The organism is Pseudoalteromonas sp. ATL1, from assembly GCF_058933015.1.
In genome coordinates this window covers 2,379,923-2,401,512 of record NZ_JBZYXL010000001.1, presented here as the reverse complement: position 1 = coordinate 2,401,512, position 21,590 = coordinate 2,379,923, and the positions used below count along the sequence as shown (strand labels likewise).

Genomic DNA, 21,590 nt, shown 5'->3' with positions numbered 1-21,590 from the left:
AAATTAGAACTTATAGTCAAACTTCAAGTAAGCCTGACGACCCAACGCACTATGCGTTTTGTTATCAATACCCATTGACTCTGAAGGCGCAAGAGGTGCTTCTTCATTAAACAAGTTTGCCGCACCTAACGTCAGGGTTAAATCTTTAAAGCCAATATAGCTTACAGTAACGTCATAAGTCGTCCACGAATCAATTTCGTACTTATTGCCGTCACTGTCTTCAAGGTCTTTATTCGAATCAACGTAGTTCACGTTTAAGGTTGCTAACCAGTCATCTTTAGCCCAATCAACTCCAGCAGTCCAACGGTATTGTGGATGCTGATACTCACCATTTAAATCTTCATTAACAGGTCGTGTATTACCTTGTGCATCACTCTCAAATAGCTGCTCATCAAAGTTAAGTGCGTATGTCAGGTTGTAGTTAAATCTGAACTCACCCATCGTTTGGGTTGCTAACTCGTAGGCTAAGTTGACGTCAAAACCATCCGTTTCACGGCCACCAACATTAACAAACGTATCGTTGATCGTAAGAATTCGGCCTAGCGTGCTACCTTGACTTGGTGCACGAACAACCAGGTTTGGATCAGTGCTACAACAATCAACTAGCTTTTGCGCACCGATTTTTTTGATTAGATCTTTTTGATCGTAATTCCAATAATCAACACCCACACTAAACGCATCCGTCGCTTGCCATACCACACCTAAGTTGTAGTTTTCTGATTCTTCCGGTTGTAGGTTTTTATTACCTGCAACAACTGCTGTGTATTCAGTTGGCTCACAATCGACTTCCGCACCAGTTTGGCGACAACGGTCTTTATCTATCACTGATGGTGATTCATCAGTACGGCCTAAATGTAGCTGCACTAAAGAAGGTGCTCTAAATGCAGTCCCCCACGAGCCGCGAACAACGAGTGAATCAACTGGAGCCCATCTAAATGCCACTTTTGGATCGGTGGTGGTGCCAAAGTCACTGTAGTCTTCGTAACGAACAGCAAGTTGTAACTCTAACGTGTCTAATACTGGCACGCTAAATTCCGCAAACACCGCTGTGTTATCTCGATCACCATTCGCTTGTGTCGCTTCAGTACCAAAGATTTCACCACGGATATATTGGCTATCAGGATTATCTTCAATTTTTTCACGGCGAGTTTCAAAACCAAATGCCGCTGACACATAACCTGCACTTAGCTCAAATAATTCACCAGATACGGTACCATCAATCGATTGCATCGTTGATGCACCGTAACGTGTTGTGGTGGTCTCAAAATACGCGAGCCCTGCAGCTGTATTTGTGCTTGGTTCAAACGGGTTCCATAAACCCATATCAATGGCTTCTTGAGCACGGATTTTGTTAGGAAAACCATCAAAGCCCTTTTCGACCGCGCTTGAACGGATTGATGAATAAGCAAGCTCCCAATCCCAATCATTGAAGTTACCACGAGCACCTAATACTGCACGATAGTACTCTGAGTCGACGTCTTTTTTACGGTTACCAATATCGACTGTACGACGACGCATTGAAATATCAACGCCATGTAGGAAATGATCTGGATTATTTGCCAGTGGGTGATTTGGATTGTCACCGCTCATGGTTAATTCTGTGAAGCTTGGACTACCTGCACCTTGAATAAACGTAGAAGAGTGTTGTGCTGAGAATTCAGCAAAACCTTCAACGCCATCAGCAAGTTCTTGTACACCGTTATAATTGAAGCTGACACGCTCTGTTGAAGGAACAAGGCTCATCACTGAGGCATAATCATAACGACAAATATCACCAATGATCATATTTTCAGGGCAAGTATCGTTACCCCATACATCAGCAAAAATAGTTTGTCGAATTGGCGTGCCATCTTCTGCTGTACCAGTCACAGGCAATCTGTTCCACTGCTCGTCAGTAAGCATACTGCGTACAATTTCGATGCTACCAGGGAAACCTGAAGAACTCAGCGAGTTATTACCACCTCTAAAACGCTGATCTGCAGTCGCTGTGTAGTCTCTGTCACCATAAAAAACATCACCGCGCTTAAAATAATCTAAAGAGAAGTTATGCTGGCCTTTGTCTGTTGATGAGCCCCACAATACCGTGAAGTTTTGCTCATCACCACCGCCATCCGCGGTATCTGAAACTTTACCCGATATTTCAAAACCATCTATGTCATTACGCAAAATAATGTTGATTACACCTGCAACAGCGTCAGAACCATAAGTCGCTGATGCACCATCTTTAAGAATATCAATGCGCTTAACGGATGAAACAGGGATGGTGTTTAAGTCAACGAATGATGTTTCAATGTCTTTTGCAAATGGACTAACAGCAACACGGCGACCATTGATGAGCACCAATGTTGAAGACGCGCCTAAGCCTCTTAACGCAACACTCGAACCACCATTTGCAGTGTCATCACTTGAGTTACCTTGTGTACTGAAGGTACCCGTACCCGCAACTGGTAACTTCTGTAACGCACCTATTAGGTCGGTTGAACCTGTAGACGCTAAATCCCCTGCCGAAATTGATTGAATTGGAGATGGACCTTCCATATCCGTACGTTTAATGTGTGAACCCGTCACCTCAATGCGCTCAACTTTTTGCCCATCTGCTGCATGTGCAATCTGAGTTTGACCAAGTAACATTGCTGCAGACAATGCACTTAATGTAAATATTGGCTTCATTGTTTCCTTTCCCCTGTTTTTATGTAAGTTATTGTTTTAATTAACCACCCTTTTTCTATCACATATTTTACCGCCAGACAATTAGGCAAATTTTAACATTTAGCCTTAAATAATTTCCGTTTTTACAGCAAAAAGAAATGAAATTAAAATTTAAAATCAATAACTTATTTACGTTAAATTAGCAAAGACTGGCACCAAACACGCTATTTATGATTGCGATAGTGCGCAAAAATGTTACGACTAAAATGTTACATTTAGTTTCAACGAAGCGAATTTAGATAGACTTCAAGTACCCGTTAAACAAACTAATTTAGGGTGTAAGATTATGTTGAGAGGCTAATAGTTAACTTTTTAACAATGATAAATGTTAATGAAACTCTCTGGTGTTGGGTTTTAATGTCTCTAGCAAGTCAGTGCGATCTAACAAGCGACCAGCGATGATGTGGATGACATTTTCAGCACGTTCAATTGTGCCCTTAATCTCTAATATTTTGGCACTCAGATAAGCCTGTTTTTGTGCTCGTGCAGTGCCAGCCCAAACAATCACATTAATATTTCCTGTATCATCTTCTAGGGTAAAAAATGTCACCCCTGCCGCTGTGCCTGGTGCCTGCTTACCCGTGACTAAGCCAATCACCGTCACCAACTGTTTGTCATTAAGTTGCTCCAACTGCGCCATACGCGTAAAACGACCAAGCCGGCCGGCCTCATCAAGTAGTGTGATCGGGTGTTTATTTAGCGTCAACCCTGTTGCTGCATAGTCTTCTAATACATTATCCAACTCGTTGCCCTCGCCAATGGGCGCAGCCAAATCATCACTTTGCAACACTTGCAGGCCTTGGAAAAGTGGTAACTCGCTTTCTTTATCCATCAACTGCCAACGAGCGCCATACCGCCCTAGAGAAAAACAAGCCAGCGCATTAGCCGATGCTAAGCGCTCAATACTTGCCACACTTACGCCAATGGCTTTTAACTGTTCACAGTTGCTATAGCCATGTTTAGGGCGGTGCGCTAATAGCATATCGGCTGCTGAGTTGCTCAGCCCTTTCACAATACACAGCCCTAAACGGATAGCAAATTGCGACTGATAAACAACCACCTGATGTTCATATTCAGAGTAATTGACGCAAACTGGTAAAACCGCTACTCCGTGACGTTGTGCGTCTTGGCAAAGTTGTGAAGCACTATAAAAGCCCATTGGCATGCTATTGAGTAAAGCAGTATAAAAAAATGCAGGAAAATAACACTTAAGCCAAGCAGAGCTATACGCCAATACGGCAAAAGACGCAGAGTGACTTTCAGGAAAGCCATATTCCCCAAACCCACAGATCTGTGCAAATATTTGCTCAGCATAGCTTTGCGAATACCCCCTTTGTTGCATGCCTTTGAGCAACTTATCTTTAAATTGCAACAGCTCCCCTGTTTTTTTCCAAGAAGCCATGGCGCGGCGCAATCTATCTGCCTCCCCGCCGCTAAACCCTGCAGCAACCATGGCAAGTTTAATTACTTGCTCTTGAAAAATCGGCACGCCCAGCGTACGAGAGAGTACAGCTTTTACTTCGTCTGAAGGATAACTAATGGTTTGTTCACCGCTACGACATTTTAAAAATGGATGAACCATACCGCCTTGAATGGGGCCAGGCCGCACTATGGCTATTTGGATCACTAAGTCGTAATAGCAAGCAGGCTTTAACCTAGGCAGCATGCTCATTTGCGCACGTGACTCAATTTGAAATACCCCAACCGTATCGGCTAGTTGGATCATTTGATAAACCTGCGGATCATCACCTAACGCGGTGATCTCAGCGATACTAAAGCGGTAATTAAATTGCTGCTCAATATAATCGAACGACTTTCTTATCGCACTGAGCATACCCAAAGCTAAAATATCGACTTTTAATAAAGACAGGCTCTCCAAATCATCTTTATCCCATTGGATCACTGTGCGCTCAGCCATCGCCGCATTTTCTATGGGCACCAATTCATACAAAGGCCCAGCTGAGATCACAAAACCACCAACATGTTGAGATAAATGCCTAGGAAAACCCAGTATTTCTTCCACTAGCTCAATAAATAACTGGCCCTGATACGAATGAGGATCAAGCCCTAACTCAACCAACTGTGATTGCCATGACAGCACTTTGTCTCTGCGATTTACCTGCTTTATAAAATAGTCTAATTGGCTTGAGTCCATACCAAGTGCTTTACCTACATCGCGCACTGCACTTTTAAAACGATACGTGATCACGGTCGCAGCTAAAGCGGCGCGCTCTCGACCATATTTTTGATAAATATATTGAATAACTTCTTCACGACGGTGATGTTCAAAATCAACATCAATATCTGGTGGCTCTGCACGTTCTTGGCTTATAAAACGCTCAAAAAGTACGGAGATCTGACGAGGATCAACCGCTGTGATCTCTAAGCAATAACACACCACCGAATTTGCCGCAGATCCTCGCCCTTGATACAAAATCCCCCGCTCTTTGGCAAACATCACGACATCATGAATAGTCAGAAAAAAGTAAGGATAATTAAGCGACTCAATCAGCGATAATTCTTTTTCTATCAGGTTATTTATGTCATCCGGCATACCTGCGGCAAAGCGTAATTGTTTGCCCTTCTCCACCAGCAAACGTAAATAACTCATTGCACTATGGCCTTTAGGCACCAACTCACTTGGATATTCGTACTGCAGGCTATCCAGAGTAAAAGTACAGCGCTGTGCTATCTCACAAGCCGTATTTAACCACTGTGGTTTATAAAGCTTACTCAACTTCTCTTTGCTGCGCAGAGCGCGCTCTGCATTAGGCAGCAAATGTTCACCGGCCTCGTAAATGGAACTATTTAAACGAATTGCGCTAAGCACATGTTGTAATCTTTGCCTATTGGCTACATGCATTAATACGCCACCACAAGCGGTGATGGGAATATCATGCAACACAGCTAGCGCACTACAATGCAATATATATTCTCTGTCATCATGTAATAAGTGCCGCTGCAATCCAAGCCAAAGCCGTCCTTCATGGTGCTGCTTTAGCCAAACTGCCCAATGCGCATCTTGACCATCAAATGCGGGTAACCAAATAACATAGCAGTGTTTAACCGACATCAAGTCCCACAAAGCCAGCTCATACTTACCTTTCTCACCGCGCTTTCTAGCGTTACTGATCACACGACAAAGCTCTGCATAGGCAAGTCGATTAGGGCAAATCAATACAAATTTCAAAGATTGGTGTTGAAACACACTCCCTACAATTAACTTCAACGACAGCCGATGATCTTTAATCGCACGATACGCTCTCACTACTCCAGCAACAGAGCATTCATCACAAATCGCCAATGCATCGTAAGCCAAAAAGTCAGCTTGTTTTACCAACTCCTCAGGATGGGAAGCACCTTGCAAAAAAGAGAAATTACTTTGACAGAATAGTTCAGCGTAACGCATAACAAACAACAAAATACTGTATATAAAAACAGTATCCATTGTATGCAACGAAAAAGCAACCTAGGTAGCTATTACACTTGCAATAAATATCAAACATTAAAAAGGCAAGTGCTCAGCACTTGCCTTATTTGTAAGTGTAAAACAGCTGTTAGGAACCGTCGCGCTCTCTAAACAACCTTTCAATTTCAGCTCTATCATCATCCGATATGGCTGGACCTGCAACATCATTACAATCAAGATGTCCTATACAAGGACGTGGATTTTGAACAGGTCCATTGTACGGAATTGGTAGTGCAGCTAATGCCACTTGAAACTTCTGCGTAATTTGTGACCCATAATTGATTGGTACACCATCAATAGTAATATCACTCACCGTGAACCCATCAGATTCAGGCACTTCGAAGACAGCATGCAAGATCTTATCGAATCCAGAGTCCGTATGGCCACGGACCACGCGCCAATAATCTGCAGCTGTTCGACCAGCAGGTGCATTAGGCGGTAACTGGAAACTCGAAAAGTCAGGCGTCTGAATATACAAACCAACTGGATTGGCCAATGACACTTTTGTACCGCCTGAACGGATCACTTCATTTACCGCGCTGCCAATTGTAGGATCACTGTTGCGCCCAGCGGTACCAAAGCGGCTGCATTGGATTAACTGGTTTTTATTCGTCACAATTTTACCATCACAATCTCTAATAATAGTTGCTGCAGCGCCTAGGTATATCTCAGCGGGAAGCGTATTAGGGGGTGATATTAATGTCACAGCCCCATTGGTTGTATTATTATTGAATTGGTTAATTTTTTTATATCGACCATGTGAGTCCATTAAGTCTTCGACGCTTACATCTTGCCCTGTTAGCTTGCGATAAATATTCACCACAGCCGCAGGACTAACACGCCACAACATTGCATAATACTCTGGGTTTTCGCAGGTAAAATCTACTTTTGTGATGTCATCATTGCCATCTCTAGTCACACTCCACTCACAATATTCATCCTGCCACCCTCTAGGACCTTCTGGTTGATAGGGACGGCCATCAACATCTGGAGGGCCTTCATCTGCATAACGTAGCCTTTGTTGCTCACTGGCATTTGGAAATAGCAAGTTAATTCTATTTGGGAATGCCGTCCAGCGTACTATCGCAGGTGCCCCCGCGTCAGACAAATCAACATCTAACGGGTTGTAGTACCATGCTCGGTCGTTATCTAAAGGCGCATCACCACCGCGAATTGATTCATTAGTCCAAATATTTACTGCTGCAGACCAAAGAGCACGAAATTTATCTTCATCAGGCCCAGCTGGCAGATCATTGATATTTGCCGGTGGGTCAAATATTGGTAATTTACTCATAAGTCACTCCTTTTATACGTGTGTCACGTTGTGCTATTTAACTTCCACAACTTCACCATGAGCAGTCATCCTCAGAAACGGTGATGTGGGAAGATTTGAAAATGGGAAGAGCAAACTGAACTCCACCAAATTACCAATGATAGGTGCTCTTGCCATTTGAACATGTCTTGATGCTAACAACTTAAGATACTGGTCTTGCCCTATGCAATTGCCCTGTGCAGTACACTTCATATTGTCTGAAATAGCGGTAAAATATTTGTTGATCCTAAGGGTTGCGTTATTTTGCCAATCATTATCTTGCCACACTGCCGCAAACTGTTGCTCAGCAGAACAAGTATCTAAACTGGCGTCATTACATTTCGTTTGTTTCGCAGCTGCATCAGTAATTTTTTTAGCGACTCGCTCTCCCATATCGCTTCGCGAATTTACGATATTTGCAACGGCCACAGCCTGCGCATATTGAATTAAGCTGCTGCGTTTAGGCGAGAAAACTGGGTTTTGAAAATCAACCATCAAAATTGCCGCTATAAATTTTGGTGCCACCAGCTTTAATAACCGATTACCAACAGTTGCCCTTGTCAGCAAGTTTGCCATGAGGACATCTTCGGCAGCTTTCACTGGTGTGAAAGCAACAAAATGTGTCGAGCCTGCGACGGTAAATTTAGGTGTGTCTTGACACTGCGTTTTATTCGCTTCATTGAGTCTACATTGCTCTAGCCTTGAATTGGTCTGAGCTAGAAAATCGTTGTAGTGTTCTTTGGAGAACATTAAAGAAGAAGGAATATTGTAATCAAGCGCGATTGAGGAGCCTCTTAAGACGCTATCCGCTATCCAAAAGTTAGTCGAAAATGCAAATCTCGGTGGGTTATTCGGTGGTGGATTATTAGATTCCAAATTCACCGTAGTATCTTCAATCACAAAACGCAGTAGCTCTGGCACATTCGTAATTTTCGTAAAATCATCGTTAATATGTGAACGAATAAAACTCTCATAATACGTGCTTTGTGCACCACGAATAGTCGGCTCTAATTCTTGTGCTCCTACCCTATTCTTAAACGGCGGATCGTTCTGCGTTAATTTATCTACAACTGATATATCAATATTTGCACGCTCGGAATCCCAGTTATTCCATGGTATTTTCAACTCCTTCATAATGGGGATGCCATTATGGTGGCAATCAAAACAACCTTGCCCTATTGTCTGTTTCCTACGTGCCCAGCTAGAGTCTCCAGCCCAAAAGTAGTCTTTACGCGGTGCATTAAAGCGCTCGTAAAAGTTAAATTTCTGCTTTGATTCGTCATAGGCTATTACTTGCAAAAAATTACTTTCACTATCGCTCAGTGGCGCAGAGCTAGCAAGTATTTGAGCGGCACCACTGGCATTTGTCCAACTAACCGCATATCGCATATTACGTAGTTTTGCCGATGGCGGAATATCTTTAGATGCTGCTATCTGCCCCCCTTCGGCAACCACATATTGTTTTTTATCAAACGAAGGGTGACTTTGATCGACCTGCTCAGTGACTAATTTTAAAGAGGAGGCTGGCGCATTTGCGCACAATACTGACAACGCAAATGGGTCGTTTAGCTCTTGCGCTTTTTGAGCGGCATCCATAAGAACGGGCTTAGCATCTTCTCCTTCAATAAATCTAAAGATTTTGCCTTCACAGTCATCAGCTAGGGCCAAACACGAGCTTAGCAACGGACTGAGTGCCATTATGCCTAATCGTGCATACGGAAAAACTAAAACGCTATACGCTTTCATCACTTAAACTCCTTCTATCTTAGTTCCAAATGCGACACACCTGCACTTACATGCAAAGTATTATGAATTCCTCAACTAATCACTTATGAAAAAGTGTGCTTTTGGTTAATAAAGATTAAAGGTAGTCCTGATCTAGGCTAAACGACATTACAGTGAATTACACTTTTGCGAGAGCGATAATGTTGCCACAAACGATATATCAAGGCATTCAATTAAAGCTTAACTAAAAACTCTTTCATTATTAGTGCACTACAGCCCGCTATGATTCATGGTTTAAGAATTTTTTAACTAAACCCGACCATCATCTCAGGATAAATAACTAATTTAAAACAAATTAATTGCACTGTTTTCTTTTTTATGCCAAGTTGCCTCACAAGCAAATAAGAAAGTAACAATCAACAGAGTAGTAAACTATGACAGGAACAATTAAGCTCTCTCCTATCGCCCTTGCATTATTGGCAAGTACCTCAGTCATTGCACAACAAGCAAGTGAAGAAAAGATAGAAACCATCTCCGTACTCGGCTCAAAGGTTTCTAACCGAACAGCAACAGAATCCACCTCTCCGATTGATATTTTGGATACCGAACAGCTAAACAAAGGCGGCTTTACTGAGCTTGGTCAAAGCCTGCAATCTATCGCCCCCTCTTTTAATTTTAGCCGCACGCAAGTTTCCGACGGTTCGGATCTATTCCGTCCTGCAACATTGCGAGGCTTACAACCAGACCAAACGCTGGTGTTAATCAATGGTAAGCGCCGCCACACTCAAGCGATTTTTGGTTTATCTGGCACTGTCGGTGCGGGTGCAGCTGGTACAGACATGAACTCTATACCTATGATGGCACTAAAAAATGTCGAGATTTTAAGAGATGGCGCTGCAGCACGCTATGGTTCAGACGCCATTGCGGGGGTGATTAACTTATCACTAAATGACAGTACAGGTGTCACAACTGGCTTTTTCCAAGCAGGTTCAACGGGTGAAGGCGATGGCGACACATACTCATTTGGCCTAAACCGTGGTTTTGATATTGGCAATGAAGGCGGCTTTATTAACTTCTCACTGGAATACCGCGATGCAGACGGTACCAATAGAGCCGAGCGTGATACTGGCGGTTCATCAACCATCGAGCCCGGCCAATTGTCAGATACCGTGCGCTGGCGTCAGGGTAACTCAGATAGCGAATTTATCTCGGTTTTTTATAATGCTGCGCTACCTGTAGGTAATAAAGAACTGTATTCATTTGCTGGTTTTTCAAACCGCACGGCATTTGGTAACGGCTTTTATCGTGACTTTAACCGCGCCGAGCGAAATGTACCGCAAGTATACCCAGATGGCTTCTTGCCACGTATCGATAACGAAGCGGAAGATATTTCGTTTGCGGTGGGCTTCAAAGGTGAGCTAAGCCCTGACTGGAACTTTGATGTATCGACAGTTTATGGTGAAAACCAATACGATTATTCATCGTCTAACACAATTAATGCCTCTTATGCCGCGCAATATGTGGCAGAGAATCCAAATGCCACAGCGCAAGAAATCGCCGACAATGCTGGTCCTCGCGGCGGTTACTCAGGCGGTTTTAGATTTGATCAATGGACGACTAATTTAGACATTAGCGGAGTCATTGACGTAGCTGGTTCTGAGCCTATTTATCTCTCGATTGGTGCTGAATATCGTAAAGAAAACTACGAAATTGTACCGGGCGAAGTTGCTTCTTATGCGTGTGGTACAGCCAATGCAAACAGTTCATTCCCTTCAGTTATCAACCCAGAAGTATTTGCCGATTGTGGCTTTCAAGCATACCAAGGTTTAAGACCTGATGCGGCTAACAAAGCAGACCGCTCAAGCCATGCTATTTATGTTGAAGCAGAAACGCTCCTTAACGAAGACTGGCTGGTGAGCGCTGCTGTTCGTTATGAAGACGTCTCTAATGCAAACGATGACACTATCTGGAAGTTAGCAACACGCTATGAGGTCACTGAAGATTTAGCCGTTCGAGCTGCGGCTTCTACAGGCTTTAGAACACCATCATTACAACAATCTGGTTATACAGCTTTTACAACCACTTTAGGTAGCGATGGCTCGTTAGCAACCTCTTACACAGCGACCGCTGGTTCACCTTTCCCTGCCGCCCTAGGAATAGATGGACTTAAACTAGAGTCGTCAGACAACTACAACTTGGGCTTAGCTTGGGATGTCAGTAATGACCTATCGGTAACGTTAGACTTCTATCAAATCAAAATTTACGATCGTATCAATCTGGGTAGTTTTATTGGTTTAAATAGTGATGAATTAGCAAACTTCCCTGCCGCGAATACCGCGCTTAATGCTACGGGTGCCGTGCAAGGTAACTTTTTCTCAAACTCTCTAGATTCAACGACTAAAGGCGTTGATTTCATCGCGTCTTATAGCTTGGATCTAAGCGGTGGAGAGCTGGATGTCACATTTGCGGCAAACAAAAATAAGACTGAAATCGATAGAGTGAATGCACCAGCGGGTATTCCTGAAAGTATTGTATTAGATGATCAGCGCCGTTCATTCCTAACCCACGGCCAGCCTCAAGAACGTGCAACTTTGACCTTTGACTATCAACGTGGAGATTGGAGTTCACTATTGCGCTTTAATTACTTTGGCAAAACTGAGGTCAGTTACTTTGCGGCTAAGCACATTGAACTACCTGACTTCCTATCTCCGACCAATGATTGGCGTGATACCAGTGTGGTTGAGTCTGCGGTATTAGTGGATGTGAATGTGGGTTACCAGCTCAGTGACAATGTGAATCTATCACTGGGCATCGATAACTTGTTCGATGAAACCCCTGATGAACTAGGCGCTGATGAAGTGCTGAACTTTATCACCAACGGGGCAATGCGCTACCCGCTTCGCGCTTTACCGTATGGCTTTGATGGTATGACTTACTACGCAAAAGTGAGCTTTAGTTTTTAAGTAATAACGCACGGCGGTGAAATTCTGTTTCACCGCTTTCTATATCCTTGTTATAAACAGCTCACTTCAAGCCATCTCGTTCAGTTCACCACGTATAGTAGACCCTAAATAAACACCTACAAGCGCTACGATTAGAGCAAACCGTCCAAGACTGCCAAACTGCTGCAATACATTAAACTATGTACGTTATGATCAAGCGAACCTGTAAACTGCTCACGGAAAAGTTCACTATACAGAGCCTTAGGTACCTAATTCAGGTCACCTTATGATATACTCCATCATTAATATTTTTTAAATAGTAGGTTTATTATGCATTTGTGGATGCTTTCTCTTATTACGGGTATTTCGTTGTTCTTGAGCGGTTGTAGCTCAAGTGAGTTTGTTCTAATGAAAGAAACTAAGCTCGACAAAGCGGAGATGAATGGCATGCGTTACTATCGCAAGGGCGAGTATGAAAAAGCATTTAATTTACTAAAAGAACCTGCTATTTGGGGCTATAAAGGCTCCCAATATGTATTGGCATTTATGTTTTTAAAAGGTCAGTATGTTGAGCAATCCACCGTTATCGGTATGGGTTGGCTAGGTACAGCCAAAGAAGCGGATGTAAAAGATTGGAACCTTCAATTCGAAACATTTTACAACGCTGCACCTGACGACTTAAAAGCAAAAATAGACCAAAAAGTAACACAATACATTGGGCAATATGGCTTAAAAGCGCAAAACGTTACGTGCAAAAAGTCTTTAAATACTTCAACTAAGCGCGTTGATGTAAAATGTCACCACTACGCTGGTACTGGTAAATTATACGACATAGAGCTAACGGAGTAATTCGCTTTTGGTTAGCATAAAAGGGCTACGATAAGAGTGGGCAACTAGGTAGTGTTTAGAAATCTGTGTCATTTCAGTATCATTAAGAAAACAGGAATGACACATGACCAAAGACTTCGATTTAGAACAAGCCATTAAAGCCCTTCAGTCAGGGCAAGATCTGACAGGCAAAGATGGCTTCTTAACCCCTCTTATCAAACAGATCACCGAAGCTGCCTTAAAAGCAGAGCTGGAACAGCACCTTGTAGATGACGAGCAGCCTAACCGTAAAAATGGTTCTAGTAAGAAAACCGTTAAGTCTTCAGTGGGCACTTTCGAACTGGATACCCCGCGTGACCGTGCAGGCTCATTTGAGCCAAAGCTAGTTAAGAAAAACCAGACTAAGTTAACTGATGAGATCGACCGCAAGATCTTATCCATGTTTTCGCTTGGCATGAGCTATCGTGATATCCGCGGCCATGTTGAAGATATGTATGGCATTGACGTTTCTGAGGCTACCATCACAGGCGTTACCGACTGTTTGATACCCGAATTGAAAGAATGGCAGCAACGACCATTAGATGCGCTCTATCCGTTCGTCTGGCTTGAGCTATCCACTATAAAATTAAGGAAGATGGCCGCTATGTCAGCAAAGCAGTGTACACGATCTTAGGCTTAAACGTCGAAGGCAAGAAGGAGTTGCTTGGCCTGTACCTATCTGAGTCAGAAGGCGCGAACTACTGGCTATCTGTACTAACGGATCTGCATAACCGTGGCGTTGAAGATATCCTGATCGCCTGCGTGGATGGGCTGACAGGCTTCCCTGAAGCTATTGCAACCATTTACCCAAATACAGAAGTTCAGCAATGCGTTATTCACCAGATCCGCAACTCTATGAAGTACGTCGCTTCCAAGCATCAAAAGGAGTTCATGGCTGATCTAAAACCAGTTTACCGCGCTGTGAGCAAAGAAGCAGCAGAGATAGAACTTGAGCGTTTAGAGTCCAAATGGGGGCAACATTACCCGATAGTGCTCCGTTCTTGGCGAAACAAATGGGCAAACCTGTCCGTTTATTTTAAGTATCCAGAGTACGTTCGCAAGGCCATCTATACCACGAACGCTATCGAGGCTGTACATCGCCAGTTCCGTAAGCTGACCAAGACTAAAGGCGGCTTCCCAAACGAAAACAGCTTGCTTAAGCTACTGTATGCTGGGATATTGAATGCTTCTAAGAAATGGACAATGCCAATTCAGAACTGGAATATGACATTGTTTCAACTGGCGATTCATTTCGATGGCCGCTTGGATGATGTCTTAGATATCTAACCAAAATTAGCTGACACAGAATTCTGAACGCCCTCGATGAAAAAACAAATACACCTCTTAGGATTCATCAATTTTTTCCCGATAACTACTCATCTAACTTATTAAATTGAAAGATACCATCTTCTTACACGGTCATTAAATAAACCCGTATAAATAAAGGTACTTTCATGCAACGTAGAACTTTCCTATCTCACTTAGCCTTAGGCGGAATGTGTTTAGCAACCGCGTCATGCACATTTCCATCTCTGCTTTCTTCAAAACAAGTACGATCGACTTGGCAACGTAAAAAAGACATGCCACGTGCTATGCAGGAGATATACCCCACCGTTTTTAAGGGTAAAATTTGTGTTGCTGGCGGATTACAAGCAAGCGATGAACCCAATGCGCCATTTGGTCATCTCGCGCCCACAACCGATTTACATATCTATGATCCAAACCAGAATACATGGCGTAACGGCGCTCCATTACCACAAGCAAGACATCACCTTGGGCTCGTCACCTGTCAAAACACGCTGTATGGCATAGGTGGCTTTTATGCAGATAAAAAAAATCCTTGGCAAGTGCAAGCCAATGTGTTTAAAAGTGATGAACAGCTGGGCACATGGTATGAAATCGAACCATTACCTATTCCTCAAGCTGAATCTATTTACGCTAGTGTTCATAATAAAATTCATGTCATTGGTGGTAGATCTCTCAATGCCCGAGGTAAGCTCACCGACACAAACCGCCACTGGATTTATGACAATGGCCACTGGTATGAAGGTGCACCGCTTGATATTGCGCGTAACTCAGCCGCTTCCGTTGTATATAACGATTTAATTTATATCATTGGTGGACGCCAATTTGATAATAACAACCAAAATCTAAATATGGTTCAATGTTATGATCCAAAAGTGGATCGCTGGCGAACACTCACCCCTATGCCGTTTGCCAGTGCAGGCCTCGCTTGCGCATCCCTTAATGGACGGATCTACGCTTTTGGTGGAGAGCAATATACTTATCAGCACTCTGCACAGGGCAAGCAACTCGTGGATGCGAGAGCCTTTGATCAAGTCTGGAGCTATGACTTAAACAACGATACATGGCGAACCGAAACATTTAAGCTTTCATCGACACGACACGGCTTAGGTGCAGTGACCTTGAATGAACAAATTTACTTGATGGGTGGGGCTGTCAATGCCGGTGGAGAAGGTACATCTGACTTGCTGGAAGTTTTGATGCTTAGTTAGTTCTAACTGAAATAATACCAATTGTATTAAATAAATGAGTTATTTAGCTCGCGAGAATAAGCATGCTTTAATAAAATTGGTAAAAGACTGGTGCGCTTAGTTATATAAGCAATTAGCGATAATAGCTGTCCATTATTTAAAAATACCCGTGCACAAGCCATTGTGAAGATGAACTTTTATACACCCATAGCCACTGCCCTTGCCCATTACGCGCTATAAAGTAATCACGGGCAATCGTTTGTTCTGACCACCAACCAGTACAAATACGCTCAGGGCCTGCAAAAATGTCTACCTTTTCAGTCAAAGGTATAGCATATGGCAAGAGCATACTTGGATGTTTTAAGTTTGCTTTATGATTCAAAGTGGTAACTTTTGAAAGTGGATAAGAAAGTGCAAAAGCGTGCTCTGGGCGAGGATCTGCATTAAGTGTAAAGCCATTTACTGCATCAGAGCCTAGTTTGGCTGTTAGCTTAGCAACCAGAGACTGTGCTGAAATATCAGCACTTTCTACTTTAAATAAATCATTATTTTGTAGGGTGTTATGTGCGAATTGCTTAGCTTTTAGCGTAATCGCTTGGACAGGCTCAGGCAGCTGGATTGTTGAGAATTTAAGTTCAATTAATTCCAGCCAAGCATTGGCTTTATACTCTCCTTGTGCAAAAGCTATATCTACCTTTAAAACGTCTGCATCTCGAAAATGCAATTGAATACTAATTTGCTCTGCTAACTTGCTACGGTGTAATAAAAAAGACTCAAATTCCTGTAAAAGCTTATGTAAGGGCTTAGTTAGCCATTGCATATTTTCTAGTTCATACATTAAAACCAAATGGCGAGAAAAGGTTTCAGAGGGTACATAAAATGTGATGGGATGATGTAATAAATCTTGTAACCGGCCAATATATAACACTAAATCAGCATCAAATCGTTTTGCAAGCTGTGCAACTGGGATACCCATGAGCTGCGTTAAGGTCGTAATTCTCACTCGTTGTAACTGCTCACAAGTGCTAGAGGACAGATCTGTGCTGTATAAATTCAGCAATTGTACTTGTTTTAATAATTCTTGTTTATCGTCCGTAAGCCGCGACACACCATTTCGAGCCAGCAAACGTGCTACTAGTGGCGAAAAGCCGGTTGAGTAGCTGTAACGTAAGCCAAAAGGCTGCAAATGCGATTGGATCTGTAACCAGTAATCCTCAAGATTTTTATACAATGCCAGCATATTGCTTACTTTAAGCAGCATGCCATTAGGCGGGAAAAGACTGATGTCAGCAGTGACCAAGTATAACCAATCCGCTATCTCCTGTAGCCTAGACTGCTCTCGTTGTTCATCATAAGGTACAATTTGCAAGTTATCGCATAAGGCAGCCATGCTGGCCAAGCCAGCCCCAACTTTAACGCCACATTGTTTTGCCCGCTCACACAGTTGCACAACTCGATGTGCCCTCGACTCAACAACCACGATTGGTTTATCCGCTTCTCGACGCTCTAAGCTATCTAACTGCAATGCTTCAAAGTGTAAATAAAGCCATAAAGTCATGCGCCATAACCCATTACGGTTGGTAAAGTGACGACATTATTTTGCTTGTTATCGGTTTGAGTGATGGCATAAAGCTGTGGCCAGTATTCTTGTAGAGATAAAAAGAAAGGTTCTTGTGCCACGTTACCTTTTTGCTTTTTAATATGAACCGTCATGCCATCCGAATGGGCTGACAACAGCATGGATAATTCCACTGGTAAAGAGAAATGTGCTTCACTTTGCTCCCGGAATAACAAGAGTGTTGCACTTCCCTTATGAGCTGCTAGTTGAAGACGTTTGGCTTGAGCAACAGTCATTAATTCATGCCAAAGCAAAACGCTGCTACACACTCCGCTCTTAAGACATTGTTCAGCAGCCCACAACACGTCAGTTGGCGCGCTGGGTTGTATTACGAGCAGTTGCTCGCAGTTTATTCCTAAGTGATAGAACTGAGCTGCATTAGGCACACCAGGCGGGCAAATGAATATCAGCAATCTATTTTGCTGTACTAAGTAAGGCTGGAATAACTGTAGCTCTCCTATTCCTTTTTTAGATAGAACCTCCACTACTCCGTGTTTAGGCAGTCCACCTTGTAGTTTGTTGTCCAACGTTTTAATTCCAGTGGCAATTCGTTCAAAAGAGCGGCTTTGTTCACAGCCATGCCATAGCCATTGACGATGCTGAAGTAAGTCAATCATTTCGCTCATACATACCAAAAAACAAAATGCTGTACATTTAAACAGTATAGTTATTTATGTATAAACTACAAGATCAAACTGGGATCTGCTCGCAACTTGAAATCCATATACTTTGAAAGCAATCAGTTAGCCAGTCCAATATTTTTCAGTATCTTTTTAAGCACAAGATGAGCGTTTACTAAAAAAGCAACCCCATAACCAATTGTAATGTAAAGATGAAATTTGTTTTATCTATTATCAAAGTGCTGCAATACGAGGTTATTCATACGCAAAGCCCTACTTTACTTTTACGTAATCGTCAATTCACCTTTACGCAATCAAGCAAAAAATACCAGTCACTTACCTGTGGCTGGTATTGTTGTTTCACAGTGCCCTCAAGGGGAAACCTTAATCTATAAAACCACGAGTAGAACAGGATATCGACACTATCATTCCGACCCAAGAAAATGCCAAAGTTGTCCCGTAAGAAGTCAGTGTACAGCCAGTAAAAATCAAACCAAAGTCATCACACGGCATGTTTGGCAATCGAGCGTAGAAAACACCAATGCGATTAGGTTGAGCGACTGGGGTAAAAAGCTTTATCGACGACGAACGAAAACAGTGGAAAGAAGCTTCGCTGATGCGAAACAACATCATGGACATCGCTACTGCCGATATAGAGGCCTGCCAAAAGTGACCGCGCAGTGCTTGCTAGCAGCGGCATGTCAAAATATGAAGAAAATAGCGCTTATGGCTGCTCGCTAGCTAAAAACCTTCGAAAATTCTCCCCTCAAAGCCCTCAAAACGACCTTAGACACAGCAAGCCATAATAATTCGCCTAGCTAATACAAAAGTCCAACGCTAAAACTTACGGCAGAGAAAACGGCCCAAAAACAGGAAAAAATAAACCCCGCTTAAATAAAGCAGGGTTTATCATCAATCTGAAATGCTAGCCTTATGGCTAGCATTTTTTCTTATCATTAAAAGCGAACGGTCGCTTCTAAGAAGTATTCCATCCCTACAGGGCTATACTTAGTTAAATCAGCGAAAGGCCAATATTTCTCTGAAACATGTTGATGTGGTTTTTTATCAAAAATATTGACCACATTTAGAGAAATATTAATGTCTTCAGTCACATTGTATCCTGTTCTAAAATTAACGGTAGTCCACTGTGGATAGCGTTCATAATCATCTGCGTCCTTGATTGGTGAGCTACCAAGGCGGTTGACAAAGATTGATGATGAAAAGTCCTCATAGCTCCAAGATAACGTTAGGTTAGTTTTGGTTCTAAACGTTTTATTCCATTGAAGATCTCGTATTTCTTCTGCCTGATCCTCAGCTAAAACCCGACGTTTAGTATCAAAAATATGACTGTACGCCAATTTTGCTGTAAATGACCCAAATTCATCAGTGTCTAATTTATACTTGGTATTAAAGTCAACACCTGTTTGCTCATATAAGCCTACATTAAAGGGTTTAGAATCAAAGCGGTCAATACGTCTTTGATTGTTTGGGTTACGCGTAACAGCAGTAGCAAACTCTTTACAACGAGCAGAATTGGGATCTACCGCCGCCCCCCATTGATTAACGCCAAAATGGCACTCAGCTTCGGTTCTTAACAAACCATTGTTAGATACCGCTGAAATCTGGTTTTCTAAGCTGATTTTGTAAAAATCCAACGTTGCTGACCAATTATCAGTTAAATCTACAACTGCACCTAAGCTTGCGGAATAACCCTCTTCTTCTTTGAGCTTAAGGTCACCCTTGGTGTAGGTTCTCACTCTAGATACACCAAAATTATCACTACAATCGCCCCAATCACCATTAAGTGCCACCGCACCATCTTGAAGGCAACTTAAGTAATCTGTGCCACCAACAAAAGAAGAGCTTTGTTCGGCGTTCAACACATGCATATCTGGTGATTTAAACGACGTTGCATACATAGAGCGAACCATTAGCTCATCTATCGGACGCCAAGAAAGACCAAGCTGATAGGTCAACGCCCCGCCTACATCCGATTTATCATCATAATAATCATAGCGCGCAGCTACAGTACCTTCTAAAGCACCAATACTAGACTTTTTAGCCATCAAAGGAATCGACAGTTCAAAGCCGGTTGCATAATGGTTACGTTTACCTTTACCTCTTATACCACTCCAGCCAGCAATTTTGCCATCTACTGTTTCTTGGTCAGTCAAAAACTCATAGCCTTCATGAGTTGCCTCTGCGGTTACAGCAAACTGTAACGGACCTGCATCTAGCTCCATAAGTGAACCCGTTAAATCGAACGCTAGACTATAAGTCCAAGACTTACCATCACCTACCGAGTTGTGCAATGCATCAGCAAACACCTCGGGCGTTAACGCTCCAAAGAAGTTGATGCCAGTTGGAAGATATTCACCATCCAACGAATCCTGCTGCGCTACAACCCAGCTGCTGCCTGCCCAAGGTTGATCCCAATCGACGCCCTTTTCACCAAAAATTTTGGATAACATTTTTTGGTCATTAAATCGAACAATAGAGTCTTCGTAATTATAACGACCACCCGTCAAGCTAACATGGTAGTCATATTCATCCGCAATTACGCCTTTAAGGCCGGTCATTAAGGTAATCGACTTTTCATCAAATTTTTGGTTTGAAGTATTCGTTTCGCTATTTTTAAAGACGCGGTATGCATGGCGACTTCCGACCCAAGAATCGGCGTCATTAATATCGGTACGAACGTCATAGTTAAAACTATAACTATATCGAGGAATACCCGCATAGCCTTTTGATTGCATTAAAATAGCATCAGCATATATTTCGGTATCACTATCAAGTTGACGGTCTAAGTGTACATAGGCAGACTTTTTGTCGCGCTCATTTCTAACTGTACGGTCACCATAGGTGTTATCAGCACAATATTCAGGCTTGTCTGTGGTATTGTCCCTAAATACATTGAAACTTGGATTGTGTTCTCTTGCAAACCCTAGCGTGTCACATTTGCTACCAATATCAATAATGTCCCATGAGTTAGGGTCGTAACGAGACCAAAAAGAAGCAAATTGCGGAAGTACATGCTTAGATGGATCAGGGCTATCCGTTGGGTCGTCAAACCAGTCTCTATCAAACCCAGTAATCGGGTCACGCTTATCAAGCTCAATACCAAACAAGTAGTTGGTTTTACCAAACGCACCACCAGTTGTAAAACTCAACTTATCTGATGCGCCACCACCGTCTTTTGTATCACCTTTTCGATAAGTTAAAGAACTGCCTTCAAATGTATCTTTAAGAATGATGTTGACAACACCTGTCACCGCATCCGCACCGTAAATTGCTGACGCGCCGCCGCTTAGTACGTCAATTCGCTCTACTGCGTCCGTAGGAATAGTCGATAAGTTGGTAACATTACCACCAACGGTGCCAGAAGGCTTGGGTAGTACAGGGATACGGCGACCATTGATTAAAATCAAAGTATAACTTGAGCCAAAACCTCTTAAATTGAGCGCTTGCGCATTAGCATTAAAGTTATTGCTATTCTCTTCTCCCATAAATACACCGCTGCTGAAAGACATAGAGCTCAGCGCATCATAAACGTTCGCATGCCCTTGTAATTTAATATCAGCAGCGCTAATGGTTACAACAGGAGAGACACCTTCTATGTCTGCTCGCTTTATTTTTGATCCTGTGACTTCAAGTACTTCAATCTCTTTTTCAGACTCATTTGCCATAGCAGCCGAATTGGCACACGCAAACGCTATCGAAACGCAAAGTAGCGACTTTTTATAGTTCCCCATACGATAGTTACCCTTTTTTATTAGTAATAATTATTTCCGTTAAATTGCAATAATGACTAACTCACAATTAACCTGGGGGTT

At 42.7% G+C, this 21,590-nt stretch carries 10 protein-coding genes and 2 pseudogenes; 5 read left to right on the top strand and 7 right to left on the bottom strand.

Annotated features, from left to right (window positions below):
• Positions 1 to 3: 3 nt before the first annotated feature.
• The 4 genes from AC5FX4_RS10845 to AC5FX4_RS10830 form a co-directional block, all read right to left on the bottom strand.
• Entirely contained in the window at positions 4 to 2,670 is a 2,667-nt protein-coding gene (locus AC5FX4_RS10845) for a TonB-dependent receptor plug domain-containing protein (protein WP_493606403.1), read from the bottom strand.
• Positions 2,671 to 3,037: 367 nt separating this feature from the next.
• Entirely contained in the window at positions 3,038 to 6,118 is a 3,081-nt protein-coding gene (locus AC5FX4_RS10840; RefSeq protein WP_493607809.1) for an error-prone DNA polymerase, read from the bottom strand.
• A gap of 148 nt (positions 6,119 to 6,266) precedes the next feature.
• Positions 6,267 to 7,472, bottom strand: coding sequence for a DUF8225 domain-containing protein (locus AC5FX4_RS10835; protein ID WP_493606402.1), 1,206 nt, complete (start codon positions 7,470 to 7,472; stop codon positions 6,267 to 6,269).
• Positions 7,473 to 7,505: 33 nt separating this feature from the next.
• Positions 7,506 to 9,236, bottom strand: a complete 1,731-nt coding sequence (locus AC5FX4_RS10830) for a hypothetical protein (RefSeq protein ID WP_493606401.1) — start codon at positions 9,234 to 9,236, stop codon at positions 7,506 to 7,508.
• Between the two features lie 413 nt (positions 9,237 to 9,649).
• On the opposite strand from AC5FX4_RS10830, the gene AC5FX4_RS10825 reads away from it, so the two are divergent.
• From AC5FX4_RS10825 to AC5FX4_RS10810, 4 genes and pseudogenes are all read left to right on the top strand, one after another.
• Positions 9,650 to 12,178: a TonB-dependent receptor plug domain-containing protein gene (locus AC5FX4_RS10825; protein WP_493606400.1), complete on the top strand. Its 2,529-nt coding sequence runs from the start codon at positions 9,650 to 9,652 to the stop codon at positions 12,176 to 12,178.
• Positions 12,179 to 12,487: 309 nt separating this feature from the next.
• Entirely contained in the window at positions 12,488 to 13,006 is a 519-nt protein-coding gene (locus tag AC5FX4_RS10820; RefSeq protein ID WP_493606399.1) for an SEL1-like repeat protein, read from the top strand.
• A 103-nt stretch (positions 13,007 to 13,109) separates the two neighbouring features.
• A pseudogene (locus AC5FX4_RS10815) lies at positions 13,110 to 14,311 on the top strand (IS256 family transposase).
• Positions 14,312 to 14,478: 167 nt separating this feature from the next.
• Entirely contained in the window at positions 14,479 to 15,540 is a 1,062-nt protein-coding gene (locus AC5FX4_RS10810) for a Kelch repeat-containing protein (RefSeq protein ID WP_493606398.1), read from the top strand.
• Between the two features lie 136 nt (positions 15,541 to 15,676).
• Here the strand turns inward: AC5FX4_RS10810 and AC5FX4_RS10805 are convergent, their stop codons facing one another.
• Entirely contained in the window at positions 15,677 to 17,077 is a 1,401-nt protein-coding gene (locus AC5FX4_RS10805; RefSeq protein WP_493606397.1) for a Y-family DNA polymerase, read from the bottom strand.
• Complete coding sequence (gene imuA / locus AC5FX4_RS10800; RefSeq protein ID WP_493606396.1) at positions 17,074 to 17,763, bottom strand: translesion DNA synthesis-associated protein ImuA; 690 nt, start codon at positions 17,761 to 17,763, stop codon at positions 17,074 to 17,076. Before imuA ends, AC5FX4_RS10805 begins: the two co-directional genes overlap by 4 nt.
• Before the next feature lie 360 nt (positions 17,764 to 18,123).
• Between imuA and AC5FX4_RS10795 the strand changes: the two are divergent.
• A pseudogene (locus tag AC5FX4_RS10795) lies at positions 18,124 to 18,498 on the top strand (transposase); the annotation flags it as partial.
• Between the two features lie 215 nt (positions 18,499 to 18,713).
• On the opposite strand, the gene AC5FX4_RS10790 reads toward AC5FX4_RS10795, so the two are convergent.
• Positions 18,714 to 21,509, bottom strand: a complete 2,796-nt coding sequence (locus AC5FX4_RS10790; protein ID WP_493606395.1) for a TonB-dependent receptor plug domain-containing protein — start codon at positions 21,507 to 21,509, stop codon at positions 18,714 to 18,716.
• Positions 21,510 to 21,590 lie beyond the last annotated feature (81 nt).